This window comes from Sphingomonas sp. CFBP 13733 (assembly GCF_014841795.1).
Taxonomy (GTDB): Bacteria; Pseudomonadota; Alphaproteobacteria; order Sphingomonadales; family Sphingomonadaceae; genus Sphingomonas; species Sphingomonas aerolata.
Genome location: NZ_JACYUP010000002.1, coordinates 91,942 through 105,510 on the forward strand (window position 1 = coordinate 91,942; position 13,569 = coordinate 105,510).

Annotated in this window: 16 protein-coding genes, 1 tRNA gene and 1 pseudogene; 7 read left to right on the forward strand and 11 right to left on the reverse strand. The window is 67.7% G+C overall.

Annotated elements, in window-relative coordinates:
* Window positions 1-14: 14 nt before the first annotated feature.
* From IFT71_RS04610 to yajC, 4 genes are read right to left on the reverse strand one after another with little or no spacing between them, the layout of a single operon-like run.
* A complete protein-coding gene (locus IFT71_RS04610; RefSeq protein ID WP_107931815.1) occupies window positions 15-383 on the reverse strand; it encodes an Mth938-like domain-containing protein in 369 nt (122 codons plus the stop codon).
* Window positions 384-422: 39 nt separating this feature from the next.
* On the reverse strand, window positions 423-1,394 hold the full coding sequence (gene secF, locus IFT71_RS04615) for a protein translocase subunit SecF (RefSeq protein WP_159512243.1): 972 nt from the start codon (window positions 1,392-1,394) through the stop codon (window positions 423-425).
* Window positions 1,395-1,410: 16 nt separating this feature from the next.
* Entirely contained in the window at window positions 1,411-3,015 is a 1,605-nt protein-coding gene (gene secD, locus IFT71_RS04620; protein ID WP_107931817.1) for a protein translocase subunit SecD, read from the reverse strand.
* On the reverse strand, window positions 3,015-3,353 hold the full coding sequence (gene yajC / locus IFT71_RS04625) for a preprotein translocase subunit YajC (protein WP_056409038.1): 339 nt from the start codon (window positions 3,351-3,353) through the stop codon (window positions 3,015-3,017). The genes secD and yajC overlap by 1 nt, the downstream gene beginning before the upstream one ends.
* Before the next feature lie 200 nt (window positions 3,354-3,553).
* Between yajC and IFT71_RS04630 the strand changes: the two genes are divergently transcribed.
* Window positions 3,554-3,630, forward strand: a tRNA-Pro gene (locus IFT71_RS04630).
* A gap of 76 nt (window positions 3,631-3,706) precedes the next feature.
* On the opposite strand, the gene IFT71_RS04635 is transcribed toward IFT71_RS04630, so the two are convergent.
* Window positions 3,707-4,165 (reverse strand): DUF3617 domain-containing protein, encoded by a 459-nt coding sequence (locus tag IFT71_RS04635; protein WP_192139391.1) that lies wholly within the window; start codon window positions 4,163-4,165, stop codon window positions 3,707-3,709.
* 57 nt (window positions 4,166-4,222) lie between these two features.
* On the opposite strand from IFT71_RS04635, the gene IFT71_RS04640 reads away from it, so the two are divergent.
* The 5 genes and pseudogenes from IFT71_RS04640 (at window position 4,223) to hslU (ending at window position 7,595) form a co-directional block, all read left to right on the forward strand.
* Entirely contained in the window at window positions 4,223-4,408 is a 186-nt protein-coding gene (locus IFT71_RS04640; protein ID WP_107045615.1) for a DUF4169 family protein, read from the forward strand.
* A gap of 176 nt (window positions 4,409-4,584) precedes the next feature.
* Entirely contained in the window at window positions 4,585-5,121 is a 537-nt protein-coding gene (locus tag IFT71_RS04645; protein ID WP_192139393.1) for a glycoside hydrolase family 108 protein, read from the forward strand.
* A gap of 65 nt (window positions 5,122-5,186) precedes the next feature.
* Window positions 5,187-5,420, forward strand: a pseudogene (locus tag IFT71_RS04650) (3TM-type holin); the annotation flags it as partial.
* A 212-nt stretch (window positions 5,421-5,632) separates the two neighbouring features.
* Complete coding sequence (hslV, locus tag IFT71_RS04655) at window positions 5,633-6,175, forward strand: ATP-dependent protease subunit HslV (protein ID WP_081874259.1); 543 nt, start codon at window positions 5,633-5,635, stop codon at window positions 6,173-6,175.
* A 124-nt stretch (window positions 6,176-6,299) separates the two neighbouring features.
* Window positions 6,300-7,595: an ATP-dependent protease ATPase subunit HslU gene (gene hslU / locus IFT71_RS04660; protein WP_031393589.1), complete on the forward strand. Its 1,296-nt coding sequence runs from the start codon at window positions 6,300-6,302 to the stop codon at window positions 7,593-7,595.
* A gap of 400 nt (window positions 7,596-7,995) precedes the next feature.
* Here hslU and IFT71_RS04665 read toward each other — a convergent pair whose 3' ends face one another.
* The 3 genes from IFT71_RS04665 to IFT71_RS04675 form a co-directional block, all read right to left on the reverse strand.
* Entirely contained in the window at window positions 7,996-8,262 is a 267-nt protein-coding gene (locus IFT71_RS04665) for a hypothetical protein (protein WP_037530941.1), read from the reverse strand.
* A gap of 57 nt (window positions 8,263-8,319) precedes the next feature.
* A complete protein-coding gene (locus IFT71_RS04670; protein WP_056679374.1) occupies window positions 8,320-9,753 on the reverse strand; it encodes a DEAD/DEAH box helicase in 1,434 nt (477 codons plus the stop codon).
* A 240-nt stretch (window positions 9,754-9,993) separates the two neighbouring features.
* Complete coding sequence (locus IFT71_RS04675; RefSeq protein ID WP_235188324.1) at window positions 9,994-10,734, reverse strand: Crp/Fnr family transcriptional regulator; 741 nt, start codon at window positions 10,732-10,734, stop codon at window positions 9,994-9,996.
* 298 nt (window positions 10,735-11,032) lie between these two features.
* Between IFT71_RS04675 and IFT71_RS04680 the strand changes: the two genes are divergently transcribed.
* Entirely contained in the window at window positions 11,033-11,293 is a 261-nt protein-coding gene (locus IFT71_RS04680; RefSeq protein ID WP_031440141.1) for a DUF6894 family protein, read from the forward strand.
* A gap of 38 nt (window positions 11,294-11,331) precedes the next feature.
* On the opposite strand, the gene IFT71_RS04685 is transcribed toward IFT71_RS04680, so the two are convergent.
* The 3 genes from IFT71_RS04685 to IFT71_RS04695 form a co-directional block, all read right to left on the reverse strand.
* Entirely contained in the window at window positions 11,332-11,745 is a 414-nt protein-coding gene (locus IFT71_RS04685; RefSeq protein ID WP_037531709.1) for a VOC family protein, read from the reverse strand.
* 247 nt (window positions 11,746-11,992) lie between these two features.
* Complete coding sequence (locus IFT71_RS04690) at window positions 11,993-12,805, reverse strand: hypothetical protein (protein WP_342212596.1); 813 nt, start codon at window positions 12,803-12,805, stop codon at window positions 11,993-11,995.
* Window positions 12,802-13,539, reverse strand: coding sequence for an alpha/beta fold hydrolase (locus tag IFT71_RS04695; RefSeq protein WP_192139397.1), 738 nt, complete (start codon window positions 13,537-13,539; stop codon window positions 12,802-12,804). Before IFT71_RS04695 ends, IFT71_RS04690 begins: the two co-directional genes overlap by 4 nt.
* Window positions 13,540-13,569: the final 30 nt, after the last annotated feature.

A 13,569-nucleotide genomic window follows, 5' to 3' on the forward strand; every position in this document is an offset into this window, starting at 1 on the left:
ATGCCTGAAAAGCCTCAGCCTTCGAGCGGGTAGAGCGCGGCGGCGATCCAGCGGCCTTCGCCGCGAAGCACGGCCCAGGCGCGCGCGGCGGCGCGGCTGTCCATCGCCTCGATCCCGACGCCCTGCGCCTCGACCGCGCGGCGGAAGGCGGCGGCGGGCTGGCGCAGCTGCGATCCGGTGCCGAGCAGCAGGAATTCGGGCTTGGGCGACAGCGCGAGGACGCTGGCGACATCGTCCGCGCCCAAGGCCTCGAACGGCGGCGGGGTCCAGCCGTCGGCGCGCGACGGGGTGATCAGCAGCGCGGTGTAATAGCCGTCGTCGACCCGGAACCCGCCGTGACCGATCGCCGAGATCATCGGTCCGTCGGTCTTTTCCTTGTCCATTCTCACGCGCTTGTCCTCACGTGCCGGGCCCGCCGCGCATCAGCGGCCGGCCTTCGGACCCACGCGCTCGGCGTCGTCGCGGTCGCCCTTGCGGCCCTCCGGCTCGGCGCGCAGGCCGAGCGTGATGAGCAGCGACGACGACACGTAGATCGACGAATAGGTGCCGACGACGATGCCGAGGATCATCGCTGCGGTGAAGCCGCGCAGCACATGGCCGCCGAGGATCAGCATCGCGAAGAGCGCGAGCAGGATCGTGACCGAGGTCATGACGGTACGCGGCAGCGTCTCGTTCACCGACAGATCGATGATCTCGCGCATGTCCATTTTCCGGTAGCGGCGCATATTCTCGCGGATACGGTCGTCGATGACGATCTTGTCGTTGATCGAATAGGAGATGATCGTCAGCACCGCCGCGACGATGTTGAGATCGACCTCAAAATAATCCCGCATCAAAGCGAAAAAGCCGAGCGTCATCAACAGGTCGTGAACGATCGCGACGATCGTCGACACGCCGAACTGCCATTCGAAGCGGACCACTGCGAACAGGCCGATGCCGAGAATGGCCAGTGCCACCGCAAGCGCACCGTTGCGGATCAGCTCGTCCGAAACCTTGCCCGAAATCGTGTCGTATTTTGAGAAGGTTGCGCCCGGGAACTTGACGGCCAAGTCGTCGGACACCCTCTTCACGAGCGCGTTGGTTGCACCCTCGTCGTTCGTCTCGGGCAGCGGCAGGCGGATCGACAGCGTCCGGGGATCGCTGAAGGACTGGATCGACGCTTCGCCGAGTCCGAGCTGGTCGACCTCGGTCCTGACCGCCTCGATCGACGGCGGGGTGGCAAAATTCTCCTCGATCAGCACGCCGCCGACAAAGTCGACGCCCATGTTGAGGCCGCGGACCGCGACCAATCCGACCGCCAGAACGGACAGGAGGATGGTCAGCCCGAACGCCCATTTGCGGAGCGAGACGAACTTCAGGTTGGTGTTGTCGGGTACGAGTTTCAGCAGGCGCATGATGATGTCTCCCGCCTCAAATATTGATCGTGGTGGGGCGGTTCTTGCGCAGCCAGAGCGCCACGAGCATCCGCGTGAAGGTCACCGCGGTGAACACGCTGGTGCAGATGCCGATCAGCAGCACGACCGCAAAGCCCTTGACCGGGCCCGAGCCCAGCAGGAGCATGATCACCCCGGTGATCGCGTGCGTGACGTTGGCCTCGAAGATCGTGCGTGACGCCTCCTTATAGCCGAGCTCGACCGCCTGGACGATGTTGCGTCCGCGGCGGCGTTCCTCGCGAATACGCTCGTTGATCAGCACGTTGGCGTCGACCGCGGTGCCGATCGTCAGCACGAAGCCGGCGATGCCGGGCAGCGTCAGCGTCGCATTGAGCATCGCCATGACGGCGACGATCACGAGGATGTTGATGACCACCGCGAGGTTCGCATAAAGGCCGAACCGGCCATAGGTCACGAACATGAACACGATCACCGCGAGCGCCGCGACGATGCTGGCGAGCACGCCGGCGCGGATCGAATCCTTGCCGAGATCGGGGCTGACGGTGCTCTCGGCGATGATCTTCAGATTGATCGGCAGCTTGCCCGACCGCAGCGAGATGGCGAGCGAATTGGCCGATTCGACCGTGAAATTGCCCGAGATCGAGGCGCGGCCACCGAGGATCGGCTCGTTGATGTTGGGCGCGGAGATCACCGAATTGTCGAGGATGATCGCGAACGGCTTGTTCGTGTTCTCCTGCGTGACCTTGGCAAAACGTCGGCCACCGACCGCGTCGAAGGTGATCGCCACCTGCGGCGCGTTGGTCTGCGGCTCGAACTCCTGGCGGGCATCGGCGAGCTGATCGCCCGAGATGATCACCGATCGCTTGACCGCGATGAACGGAATACCCTGCGGATTGCCCGGATAGGGAAGGACCTGGCTGCCGACGGGGGCGATGCCCTTGACGAGATCGGCGGGGTTCGCGGTCTCGTCGACCAGCTTGAATTCGAGCTTTGCGGTCTTGCCGAGCAGGTTCTTGAGCGCCTGCGGATTCTGCAGGCCCGGCACCTGGACGACGATACGCGTCGCGCCCTGGCGGACGATCGTCGGCTCCTTGGTGCCGAGTTCGTCGATGCGGCGGCGGACGACTTCGGTCGCGTCCTTCATCGCGGTGTCGATCGCCTGCTGGAGCCCGGCCTCGGTCGGCTTGAGCACGAACCGGCTCGTATCGACGACGTTGATGTCCCATTCGCGCTGGCCGCTCATCCCGGCGCCACCGCCGGTGATCGAAAGCAGCCGCTCGCGCGCGGCATCGACCTGGCTCGGGTCGCGGAGCAGGAAGCTGAGCTGCCCGCCACGCACCGAAATATCGCCGATCGCGATCCGCGGCGTGCCGTTGCGCATCGTGCCCGCGATGCTGTCGCGCATCGCCTCGATCCGCGAATTGGCGAGATCGGCGGTGTCCGCCTCGAGCAGCAGATAGCTGCCGCCCGCCAGATCGAGACCCAGGTTGATCCGCTTATGCGGAATCGCCCCCCACTTGCTGGTCGTCGATTCGGAGAAGAAGCTCGGGATCGCAAGCGCGCAGAGCACGGCCAGCAGGCCGATGATCGACGCGACCTTCCAGCGGGGGAAATCCAACATCAGTCGTTCGCCGGCTTCGTGTTCGGGCTGGTGATGTCGGTGAGCGTCGCCTTGACGACGCGGACGCGCGTGTTGGGCGCGATCTCGACCTCGACGATCGCGTCCTCGACCTTGGTCACCTTGCCGATGATGCCGCCGGCGGTGACGACGCTGTCATTCTTCTTGACCGCCGCGACCGACGCCTGAAGCGCCTTCATCCGCTTTTGCTGCGGACGGATCATCAGGAAATAGAAGACGACGAAGACGAGGAAGAGCGGCGCAAGGCTCAGAAACGAGGCGATGCCGCCCGATGTCGCCGTCTCGCCGGCGGCCTGCGCATATGCTGGGGAAATGAACATGGAGTCCCGTTTTGGCTGGTGGGCAGGCGCCATACGCCCGCGCTCGCATGGGCGATGCCGCTATCACCGGTTGCCGCCCCGCGCAACCAATGTGCGCCGGTGAAGCGTGGCCGGGCCGCGATGAGACGGACGATTCTGGGCTTTGCCGCAATCGCGTGCTTGCATCGCGCGCAACATCCGCATAATGCGCGCCCTTCGGTCGGGGCGTAGCGCAGCCTGGTAGCGCATCACACTGGGGGTGTGGGGGTCGCAGGTTCGAATCCTGTCGCCCCGACCAGAAATTTTCCGGAGCCGGCCGCCAGAGGCGATGCCGCTCCCGGGCACGAAATGTCGTGCCATTCCAGATCCTGGTGTCAGCGTTTGCAGACAGGACCGGTGCGCGCCGCGACCTGGTCCGCGACGATCCGCATCGCGCCCTTGTCGGTCTCGCCGGTCATCGTCATCCGCGCGGTGAAGCCCGTCGCGCCATAGCTGCCCGCGCGGACGATCCGCATCGGCGGCCCCTTTTTCTGCGGACAGGTCATGACATGGTCGATCCGCCCGCCCGAGAACTGCGCGCGCTCGACCGTGCAGCGCGCCTCGGGCTTGGGCACGAACAGCGCGGCGACGCCCGACGAGGCCTGTTCGGGCGGCAGGCATTTGCGCTCGGTCTTCGATTTTCCGCGCATCATCCGCAGGATGAACCCCGGCGCACCCGGAATGACGAGCTCGACCGCGGTCGAGGTGATCGCCCAGGCGCCGGGCGGCAGCGCCTGCGCCGACGCGGCGGCGGGGAGCAGGAGAAGGGCGGACAGCAGGACGGGATGGTGCATAGGAGGGGCAGTCTGTAGCGCCGGCGGGGTGCTGGCAAGCGGTGTGCGAGGGGTTTCATGGGCGAGATCATCAATTTGCGGCGGGCGCGCAAAGCGCGGGCGCGGCGCGAGGCGGGGGTGGTGGCGGACGCGAACCGCGCGGCGTTCGGGCGGACCAAGGCGGAGCGCGCGCGGGATGCCGAGGAGCGGGCGCGGGGGGAGCGGGTGCTGGATGGGGCGCGGCTTGATGGGGAGGAAAGCTGAGGTTTGGGAGCGGGTTGCTGGGTGATCAGGGGGTGGGTTTGCTTGGCTCTGGATCCTGACTTTCGTCAGGATGACGGATGGGAGTGGGTGTTCGTCTTTTACCATTCGTGCCGCTGATCTTGCTTTTCGCTAACCTATATGGTTATATGGTTGCGGGCGAATCGGGGGAATCGGGGATGGAGATCGGTGGGCTGATCGAGGCGGTGATCGATCGTGAGGGCGGGTACGGCGACCACCCGGCGGATCGCGGGGGGGCGACGCGGTTCGGGATTACGCAGGCGGTGGCGCGGGCGCATGGGTTTGCGGGGGACATGCGGGTGTTTCCGCGGGCGACGGCGGTCGCAATCTATCGGCAGGCTTACTGGATTGACCCCGGATATGAGGGGGTTGGCCGGCTCGCGCCGGATATTGCGGGCGAATTGTTCGATACCGGGGTCAATATGGGGCCGGCGGTCGCGAGCGGGTTTCTGCAGCGGGCGCTCAACGCGCTCAATCGCGGGGCGAGCGATTATCCCGACCTCATCGTCGATGGCCGGATCGGGCCGGGGACGCTGGCGGCGCTGGCGGGGTTCCTCAAGCGACGCGGTGCGGGGGGCGAGGCGGTGCTGCTGAAGGCGATCGAGGCACTGCAGGGCGAACGCTATGTCGCGCTGGCGGAGCGGCGGCCGGCAAACGAGGCGTTTCTCTATGGCTGGCTCGCGAACCGGGCGTGAGGCGGAAAGCGCCACTTTTCCAGGGGGGTGTCATGACGAAAGGCGTTGAGGAGGGGGCGGAGCTGTCCGCCGATCCGTGGGTGACGCGGGCGCGGCCGGGGTTCCTGTATGTGATGTACGCGTTGCTGCTGGGGGCGATCCCGGTGGGGCTGCTCGCGGCGGTGCGGCCGGCGGCGGCGCAGGCGATCGCTGCGGGCGTGGGGGCGTATCTGGGGGCGATCCCCGAGCCGCTCTATGCGCTCTTCGGGACGGGGTATCTGGGGTATACCGCGGCGCGTGAGTGGGGGAAGCGGCGGTGAACGGGGCTGGTATCGGAGCGGCGCGCGTGGCGTTCGGGGCTCTGGATCCTGACTTTCGTCAGGATGACGTAAAGGGGGAAGGTAACCGGGAAGCCGACAGGGAAGACGAGCGGGAGGGTGAGGGGGTGGTGCAGGGGGTCGGTGCAGCGGACCGTTGCGTGGTCGAAAGCGCACCCTACATCGCGGTCATGAGTGCAAATGATCCCCACGCCATGCCGGTCTGGCACGGCACCACCATCCTTTCGGTCCGGCGCGGCGGCAAGGTCGTCGTGATCGGCGACGGCCAGGTCTCGATGGGCCAGACGGTCATGAAACCCAATGCGCGCAAGGTGCGACGGCTCGGCGACGGGTCGGTGATCGGCGGGTTCGCCGGCGCGACCGCGGATGCCTTCACGCTGTTCGAACGGCTCGAACGCAAGCTGGAGCAGCATCAGGGGCAGTTGCTCCGTGCCGCGGTCGAGCTTGCCAAGGACTGGCGGACCGACAAGTTTCTGCGCAACCTCGAGGCGATGATGATCGTCGCGGACAAGGACGTGACGCTGATCCTGACCGGCAATGGCGATGTGCTCGAGCCCGAGAACGGCGTCGCGGCGATCGGGTCGGGCGGCAACTATGCGCTCGCCGCGGCGCGCGCGCTGGTCGAATATGAGAGCGATGCCGAGGTGCTGTGCCGCAAGGCGATGGGAATCGCGTCCGAGCTGTGCGTGTACACCAATGACCGGCTGACCGTGGAGTCGATGGACTCGACCAGCTGAAGACCCGGAAGCCCCTCTCCTTCAGGGGAGGGGTTGGGGTGGGGGGCTTCATCAAGCGCTCCGCCCGCGGATAGTCCCCACCCCCAACCCCTCCCCTGAAGGGGAGGGGCGAAGAAGAGTGATCATGAACGACCAGCTTACCCCCAAGGCAATCGTCGCCGCGCTTGATGCGCATATCATCGGCCAGGCCGCCGCCAAGCGCGCGGTCGCGGTGGCGATGCGCAACCGGTGGCGGCGCCAGCAGCTCAGCGAGGATCTGCGCGACGAGGTGACGCCGAAGAACATCCTGATGATCGGGCCGACCGGCTGCGGCAAGACCGAGATCAGCCGGCGGCTGGCCAAGCTCGCCGATGCGCCGTTCGTCAAGGTCGAGGCGACCAAGTTCACCGAGGTCGGCTATGTCGGCCGCGACGTTGAGCAGATCGCGCGCGACCTGGTCGAGGAGGCGATCCGGCTGGAGAAGGAGCGCCGGCGGATCGCGGTGAAGGACAAGGCGGAGGAGGCGGCGATGGGCCGGCTGCTCGACGCGCTGGTCGGCAAGGATTCGAGCACCGCGACGCGCGAGAGCTTCAAGCAGCGGTTCCTCGACGGGCATCTGAACGCCGCCGAGGTCGAGATCGAGGTCGAGCAGACGCCGACGACGCCGTTCGAGATCCCCGGCGGCGCGCCGCAGATGATCAACATCGGCGAGATGATGAAGTCGCTGGGCGGCGGGCAGCAGTTGAAGCGCCGCAAGCTGACGGTGACCGCGGCGTGGGACAAGCTGGTCGAGGAAGAGGCGGACAAAAGGCTCGACCAGGACGAGGTGAGCCGCGTCGCGCTGGCGGATGCCGAAGCGAACGGGATCGTGTTCCTCGACGAGATCGACAAGATCGCGGTGTCGGACGGGCGCGGCGGATCGGTGAGCCGCGAGGGCGTGCAGCGCGACCTGTTGCCGCTGATCGAGGGGACGACGGTCGCGACCAAATACGGACCGATGAAGACGGACCATATCCTGTTCATCGCGAGCGGGGCGTTCCATGTCGCCAAGCCGAGTGATCTGCTGCCCGAATTGCAGGGGCGTCTGCCGATCCGGGTCGAGCTGAAGGGCCTGACCGAGGGGGATTTCGTCGCGATCCTGTCGGACACCAAGGCGTCGCTGCCGCTGCAGTACAAGGCGCTGATCGCCACGGAAGGCGTCGAGATCCGCTTCACCGAGGACGGCATCGCTGCGGTCGCGCGGATCGCCGCCGAAGTGAATGCCGAGGTCGAGAATATCGGCGCGCGGCGGTTGCAGACGGTGATGGAGAAGCTGCTCGAGGACGTCAGCTATAATGCCGAGGATCGCGGCGGGTCGAGCGTGGTGATCGATGGGGCGTATGTGGACAGCCAGCTGAAGGAAATTGCGCGGAATACGGATCTCAGCCGGTTCGTGCTTTAGTCCGGGGGTTTTCTTGGGGCGAGGCGCCCCCCGCGATCCGTTCGTGCTGAGCGTAGTCGAAGCAATGGGCGCAGGCCCTTCGACTTCGCTCAGGGCGAACGGGTGGGGGCGCAGGCCCTTCGACTTCGCTCAGGGCGAACGGGAGGGGGCGCAGGCCCTTCGACTTTGCTCAGGGCGAACGGGTGGGGGCGCAGGCCCTTCGTCTTCGGTCGGGGCTAACGGGTGAGGGCAGGCGCCCGGTCTCTTCCGTCAAACTGGGCTTGACCCAGGATCCAGAGTTACGGGCGGTGGCGCTTTTGGCTCTGGGCCCTGACTTTCGTCAGGATGACGCGGGGGGTGAGGTGGCGCGCGCACCACGGTCGTCAGCTTGGGGGAGGCGTGGGCCGCCGCGTGGCGGGCGCTACAGCACCACCGTCTGCGGGCGGGCGGCCTTCAGCGCGGCGAGGACCATGGTTTCCCAGATGGCGGGGTCGCCGGCGGCGGCCATGGTCTGGTCGGGTTCGCGCAAGGTGCGCAGGACCGCGAGCGCGTCGGGGAGATAGTCGGTCCAGGCGTCGTCGATCAGGCGCGATGCGGAGGCGGCGTCGCCGCCGGCGTTGGCGCTGATCCGCTGGCCCGCCAGGACGCGGGCGATGCGTTCGGCGATCGGGGTATTAGAGACGTCCATCAGTCTTCTCCTCGCAGGTCTGCCTATAGCAAACCCGCGAGGCAAAGACATGGGGCCTTAGCGTGCCGAGCTGGGGCCGGCGCCGCGGCCCTGGCCGCCGGGGCGACCGCCACCGGCCGGGCGACCACCGCCCTGGCCGCCGGGACGACCGCCGCCCTGGGGACGACCGCCGCCGCCGCCCTGGCCACCGCCACCCTGACCGCCACGGCTCGCGCCCGCATAGTTGCGGCCGGTGGTGCCGGTCGCGCGGGGCGCGTGGGTGGCGCGGGGACGTGCGGGATCGCGCGGACGGTCGATCCGGACCTCGGGATCGGCGCCCATCGTCTTGACGCGCGTCTGCTTGATCTGGTTCGACAGGTTGACGAAATCGTCGGGCAGCGGGCGGACCGTCACCTTCTGGCGGGTGATCCGCTCGATGTCGCGCAGATAGGCCTTCTCGTCATCCGCGCAGAACGCGACGGCGATGCCGCTGGCGCCCGCACGCGCGGTACGGCCGATGCGGTGGACATACTGCTCGGCGACGTTGGGCAGCTCGAAGTTGATGACGTGGCTGACGCCCGAGACGTCGATGCCGCGTGCAGCGATGTCGGTCGCGATCAGGACCTTGACCTTGCCCTGCTTGAATTCGCCCAGCGCGCGCTCGCGCTGGCCCTGGCTCTTGTTGCCGTGGATCGCGTTCGAGGCGATGCCGTTGCCCGCGAGCAGCTTCACGACGCGGTCGGCGCCGTGCTTGGTGCGCGTGAAGACGAGCGCGCGGTCGATCGCGGGATCGCCCAGCGTGATCGTCAGCAGTGCCTGCTTTTCCGACTGGTTGCAGAAGGTGACATACTGGTCGACGCGCTCCGCGGTGGTCGCGGCGGGCTTGACCGAGACGGTCTTCGGATCGAGCAGGAACTGCGAGGCGAGATCGCGGATCGCGGTCGGCATCGTCGCCGAGAAGAACAAAGTCTGGCGCTTCTTCGGGAGCATGCGGACGATCTTCTTGAGCGCGTGGATGAAGCCGAGGTCCATCATCTGGTCGGCTTCGTCGAGCACGAGGATCTCGATCATCGACAGGTTGCAGAAGCCCTGCTCGATCAGGTCGATCAGGCGGCCCGGCGTGGCGACGAGGATGTCGACGCCGCGGCTGAGGTCCTGGCGGTTCTTGTTGATGCTGGTGCCGCCGAACACGGTGGTCACCGACATCTTGCTGAACTGGCCATAGGCGCGTGCGCTGTCGGCGATCTGGCTGGCGAGTTCGCGCGTCGGCGCGAGGACGAGCATGCGGCAATGCGTCGGCAGGACGCGCTTCTGCGTCTCGGTCAGGCGCTGGATCGAGGGGAGCACGAACGCGGCGGTCTTGCCGGTGCCGGTCTGCGCGATGCCGAGCAGATCGCCGCCCTCGAGCAGGATCGGGATCGACTGGGCCTGGATCGGCGTCGGCTCGGTATAGCCCTTGGCTTCGAGCGCGCGGACGAGGGGCTCGGCGAGGCCGAGGTTGGAAAAGGACATGAATAGTCTCTCAAATGTGCCGGGCTCGCGAATCCACAGGAGGACGCGCGAGGGGCGTGGTGTTTTGACACCCCGCGTGAAAAGGGAAGCCCGTTAGAAACGACCGAGGCGGAGCCTGGACCTTGTTCAGGTCCGATCACGCTGCATGACACCTCGATGGCGGTCAGATGCGCGCGACCGGTCGAAAAGTCAAGAGTGGCCGGGTTGGGGCGGCTCTGGCCCCGTCCTCAGGCCCCGTCCTCAGCTGCGCGTCTGGGTCAGGTGGAGATAGCGTTCGTTGAATTCGGCGGCATCACGCAGCGCGCACCAGTCGACGACGCCGATCTGCCGCTTGCGCCGCGTGATCAGCCCGTCGGTCTCGAGCGCGCGGAGCACGCGGTTGACATGGACCGGGGTCAGGCCGAGCGCATCGCCCATCTGTTCCTGCGTCATCGGCAGTTCGTAGCTGCCGTCCGCGTCGCTGAGCGAGGAGGCGCGCAGCCGGGCGGAGAATTCGCAGAGCAGGTGCGCGAGCCGCATCTTGGCATTGCGGCGGCCGACATTGAGCAGCCATTCGCGGTGGATCGACGCCTCGACCAGCGCCTCGATCCACAAGGCGGTGGCGATCTTCGGCGAAACCGCGACGATCTCGCGCAGTGCGGGGATCGGGATCTCGGCGACGGTGATCCGGGTCAATGCCTGGACGTCGTGATCCGATTCCTCGAGGAACAGGTTCTGCAGATCGATGAAGTCGCCGGGCATCAGGATCGAGACGATCTCGCGCTCGCCATCGGGGGTGAGCTTCTGGCGATAGGCGAAGCCGTCGATCACGAACGCGCAGCGCAGCGGGCGTTGCCCCTCGCGCAGCATATAGGTCGACTGGTCGATCGTGCGCAGCTTGCACGGCAGCGCCGCGATCGCCACGCGATCCGCCGCACTCAGCTCGACCCGGGTCGCGAGCTTGGCAATCAGATGATCGGTGACGACGATGGGGTAATCCACATGCAGGCTCCGCTCGGGCGGGAGCATATCGAACTCTCAGTCGCCGGGTTAAGCATAGCTTGCCCCGAGGCGCCCTGCACTATCACAGGCGTTATAGTCTCGCTCAAACATAGGTTAGACGCGCATTTCGGAAATTGTCGGTTATTGTAAGAAAATGTCGGCTGCCGCGCGCTGCGCGGGTGACGCGGAACCGATCGTCGCGCAGGGGCGTAGACGCCTTGCGAGAAACAGGGGCGAACGATGGGCGCGGCAGCGCCGGTCGCCCCGGCCGTCGCGTCGAACGCACAGGATGTCGCTGATGCCGCGATACAGATTTCAGATCGCCCTGGGCGGCGAGGTGATCGAGGATCACGAGGGGATCGAGCTGGCGCATCGCGCGGCGGCGATCGAGCATGCGATCGTCGCGATGCGCGAGATGCTGGCGGAGGACATCCGCCAGGGCTGTGTCGACCTGACAATGCGGATCGAGATCATCGAGGGTTGCGGCGCGACGGTCCACGTCGCCGACTGTGCCGCGGCGATGGCGGCCGGGACGATGCCGGCCCGCCGCCGCGCGTGACGCGCGGCGGGCGGGCCGACGATCCTTACCAGTGGCCCTTACCAGTGGCCGGTGTTGGGCATCGACGCCCAGGGCTCGGCGGGGTCGAGCCGGCCGTCCTGCAACAGCTCGATCGAGATGTTGTCGGGGGTGCGGACGAACGCCATGTGGCCGTCGCGCGGCGGCCGGTTGATCGTCACGCCGGCGTCCTGGAGCCGCTGGCAGGTCTCGTAGATATTGTCGACGCGGTAGGCGAGATGGCCGAAATTGCGGCCTTCGCCATACTCTTCCGGATCCCAGTTGTGCGTCAGCTCGACCTCGGCGCTCTCGTCACCGGGAGCGGAGAGGAAGATCAGCGTGAAGCGACCCTGCTCGTTTTCGAGGCGGCGGGCCTCCTTCAGCCCGAGCAGCTCGAAGAACGCGATCGTCTTGGCCGGATCGGTGACCCGGATCATCGTGTGCAGATATTTCATGGACGGCCTTTTCGGGTTGGATCGCCGGTAGATAGGCGGCGCCCCGGCGGGGTTCCAGAGGGGCGGGTGGTGGTGGCCGGGGCATTCGTCGTGGAGGGTGTCGCCGTGTCCCTATCCTCCGTCCGTCATCCCCGCGGCGGCGGGGATCCAGAGGGGCGGGCGGGGGTGGCTGGGCCGTGAGGGTTGCCGGTCTGGGTTCCCGCCTTCGCGGGAATGACGTTTGGGCGGGCGCGGTTCTCCCAGCGGATCAGGGTTTGGGCGGGTCGAACTGGCGGAGCGCGGCGATGGCGTTGCGGGCGGTGGGGGTGTCGGGGGCGAGGCGCGCGGCTTCGGCCCAGGCGGCGCGGGCGCGGGTCTCGTCGCCGTCGCGCGCGGCGATGTTGCCCGCCTCGAGCTGGACCGAGGCGTCGTCGGGGGAGCGCTTGAGCGCCTCGGCGATGTCGCCGCGTGCGCGGGGCAGATTGCCCATCCGCCGCGCGAGCGTTGCGGACAGGAGCCACGCGAGCGGATCGTCGCCCGCGGTGGTCAGCGCGAGATCGATATCGGTGCGCGCGGAGGCGAGATCGTCCGCGGCGACGAGCGCGCGCGCATGATCGAGCCGTGCCTCGCCGAGCTGGAGCCCGGTCAGCGTCCCCGCGGTGAGCGCCGAATCGAGCGCGGTGCGCGCCTTGGTCGCGTCGCCCGCGGCGAGCCAGGCATTGCCGCCCTGCGCCCAATAGGTCGCGGCGCGATCGTCGTGCGCGAGCTGTGCGTCGCGCGCCGCGCTCTCGAATTCGGCGGCGGCGGCGGCCCAGTTCTTTTCCGCGGCAAAGGCGAGCCCGCCACAGTCGCGCGCCGCGGCGCCGCCGCCCGCCATCCGCCAGCGGCCCGCCTCGGCACGCGCGGCGACCGGATCGGTGGCGATCGTCGCGATGCAGCGCTGGAGCCGCGTGGCATCGTCGGCGGGGCCGGCGGCGGCGGGCCTGGCGACCGGTGCCGCGGTCGGCTTGGCGGCAGGCTTTGTGGCGGGGCTGGCGGCCTGGGACAGGAGCAGCGCGGGGGCGAGCAGCATCAGGATCATAAGCGGGCGATCACATCCTCGACCGCGCGGATGATCAGCGCGATGTCGGAATCGCGTGACAGGCGGTGATCGCCGTCCTTGACGAGCAGTGTCTGCACATCGGCTGAACGAAGCAGCTCGGCGAGCCGGGTGGTGCGCAGCCACGGCACCGCCTTGTCGCGCTGGCCCTGGATCAGGCGGACCGGGCAGCGGATCTCGATCCAGCCGAACATCAGCCGGTTCGCCTCGCCCGACGCCCAGAAGCCGCGGGTGTAGACGGTGGGTTCGGGGCCGTAGTCGTTGGCGCGTTCGAGCCGGCCCGCGCTGAGCAGCGTCAGCTTTTCCTCAGGGGTGAAGCCCCAGTCAGTGAAGTCGGGCGCGGGGGCGATGCCGACGAGCGCTGCGACCAGATCGGGGCGGGCCTTGGCGACGAGCAGCATCAGCCAGCCGCCGAGCGACGAGCCGACGAGCACCGCGGGGCCGTCCGCCAAGGCCTCGAGCATCGCGATCACGTCGTCGCGCCAGTCGACGAGCGTCTGATCCTCGAACGCGCCCTCGCTGCGGCCGCAGCCGCCATAGTCGAAGCGGAGATAGGCGCGGCCCTGCGATTTCGCCCAGGCCTCGAGCGTGACCGCCTTGGTGCCCGTCATGTCCGAGCCATAGCCCGACAGGAAGACGATCGTCGGGCCGGTGCCGGTCGTGTGGTGATAGGCGAGGCGGGGGCGGTCCGGCGCGGGGGTGGGGGTGTCGGTCATGCGCGGGGCTTTAGCCAAAGCGGGCGGACG

Coding starts and splice junctions, on each gene's coding strand:
- IFT71_RS04610 (WP_107931815.1), bottom strand. CDS start 383: ATGGACAAGGAAAAGACCGACGGACCGATGATCTCGGCGATCGGTCAC.
- secF (WP_159512243.1), bottom strand. CDS start 1,394: ATGCGCCTGCTGAAACTCGTACCCGACAACACCAACCTGAAGTTCGTC.
- secD (WP_107931817.1), bottom strand. CDS start 3,015: ATGTTGGATTTCCCCCGCTGGAAGGTCGCGTCGATCATCGGCCTGCTG.
- yajC (WP_056409038.1), bottom strand. CDS start 3,353: ATGTTCATTTCCCCAGCATATGCGCAGGCCGCCGGCGAGACGGCGACA.
- IFT71_RS04635 (WP_192139391.1), bottom strand. CDS start 4,165: ATGCACCATCCCGTCCTGCTGTCCGCCCTTCTCCTGCTCCCCGCCGCC.
- IFT71_RS04640 (WP_107045615.1), top strand. CDS start 4,223: ATGGGCGAGATCATCAATTTGCGGCGGGCGCGCAAAGCGCGGGCGCGG.
- IFT71_RS04645 (WP_192139393.1), top strand. CDS start 4,585: ATGGAGATCGGTGGGCTGATCGAGGCGGTGATCGATCGTGAGGGCGGG.
- hslV (WP_081874259.1), top strand. CDS start 5,633: ATGCCGGTCTGGCACGGCACCACCATCCTTTCGGTCCGGCGCGGCGGC.
- hslU (WP_031393589.1), top strand. CDS start 6,300: ATGAACGACCAGCTTACCCCCAAGGCAATCGTCGCCGCGCTTGATGCG.
- IFT71_RS04665 (WP_037530941.1), bottom strand. CDS start 8,262: ATGGACGTCTCTAATACCCCGATCGCCGAACGCATCGCCCGCGTCCTG.
- IFT71_RS04670 (WP_056679374.1), bottom strand. CDS start 9,753: ATGTCCTTTTCCAACCTCGGCCTCGCCGAGCCCCTCGTCCGCGCGCTC.
- IFT71_RS04680 (WP_031440141.1), top strand. CDS start 11,033: ATGCCGCGATACAGATTTCAGATCGCCCTGGGCGGCGAGGTGATCGAG.
- IFT71_RS04685 (WP_037531709.1), bottom strand. CDS start 11,745: ATGAAATATCTGCACACGATGATCCGGGTCACCGATCCGGCCAAGACG.
- IFT71_RS04690 (WP_342212596.1), bottom strand. CDS start 12,805: ATGATCCTGATGCTGCTCGCCCCCGCGCTGCTCCTGTCCCAGGCCGCC.
- IFT71_RS04695 (WP_192139397.1), bottom strand. CDS start 13,539: ATGACCGACACCCCCACCCCCGCGCCGGACCGCCCCCGCCTCGCCTAT.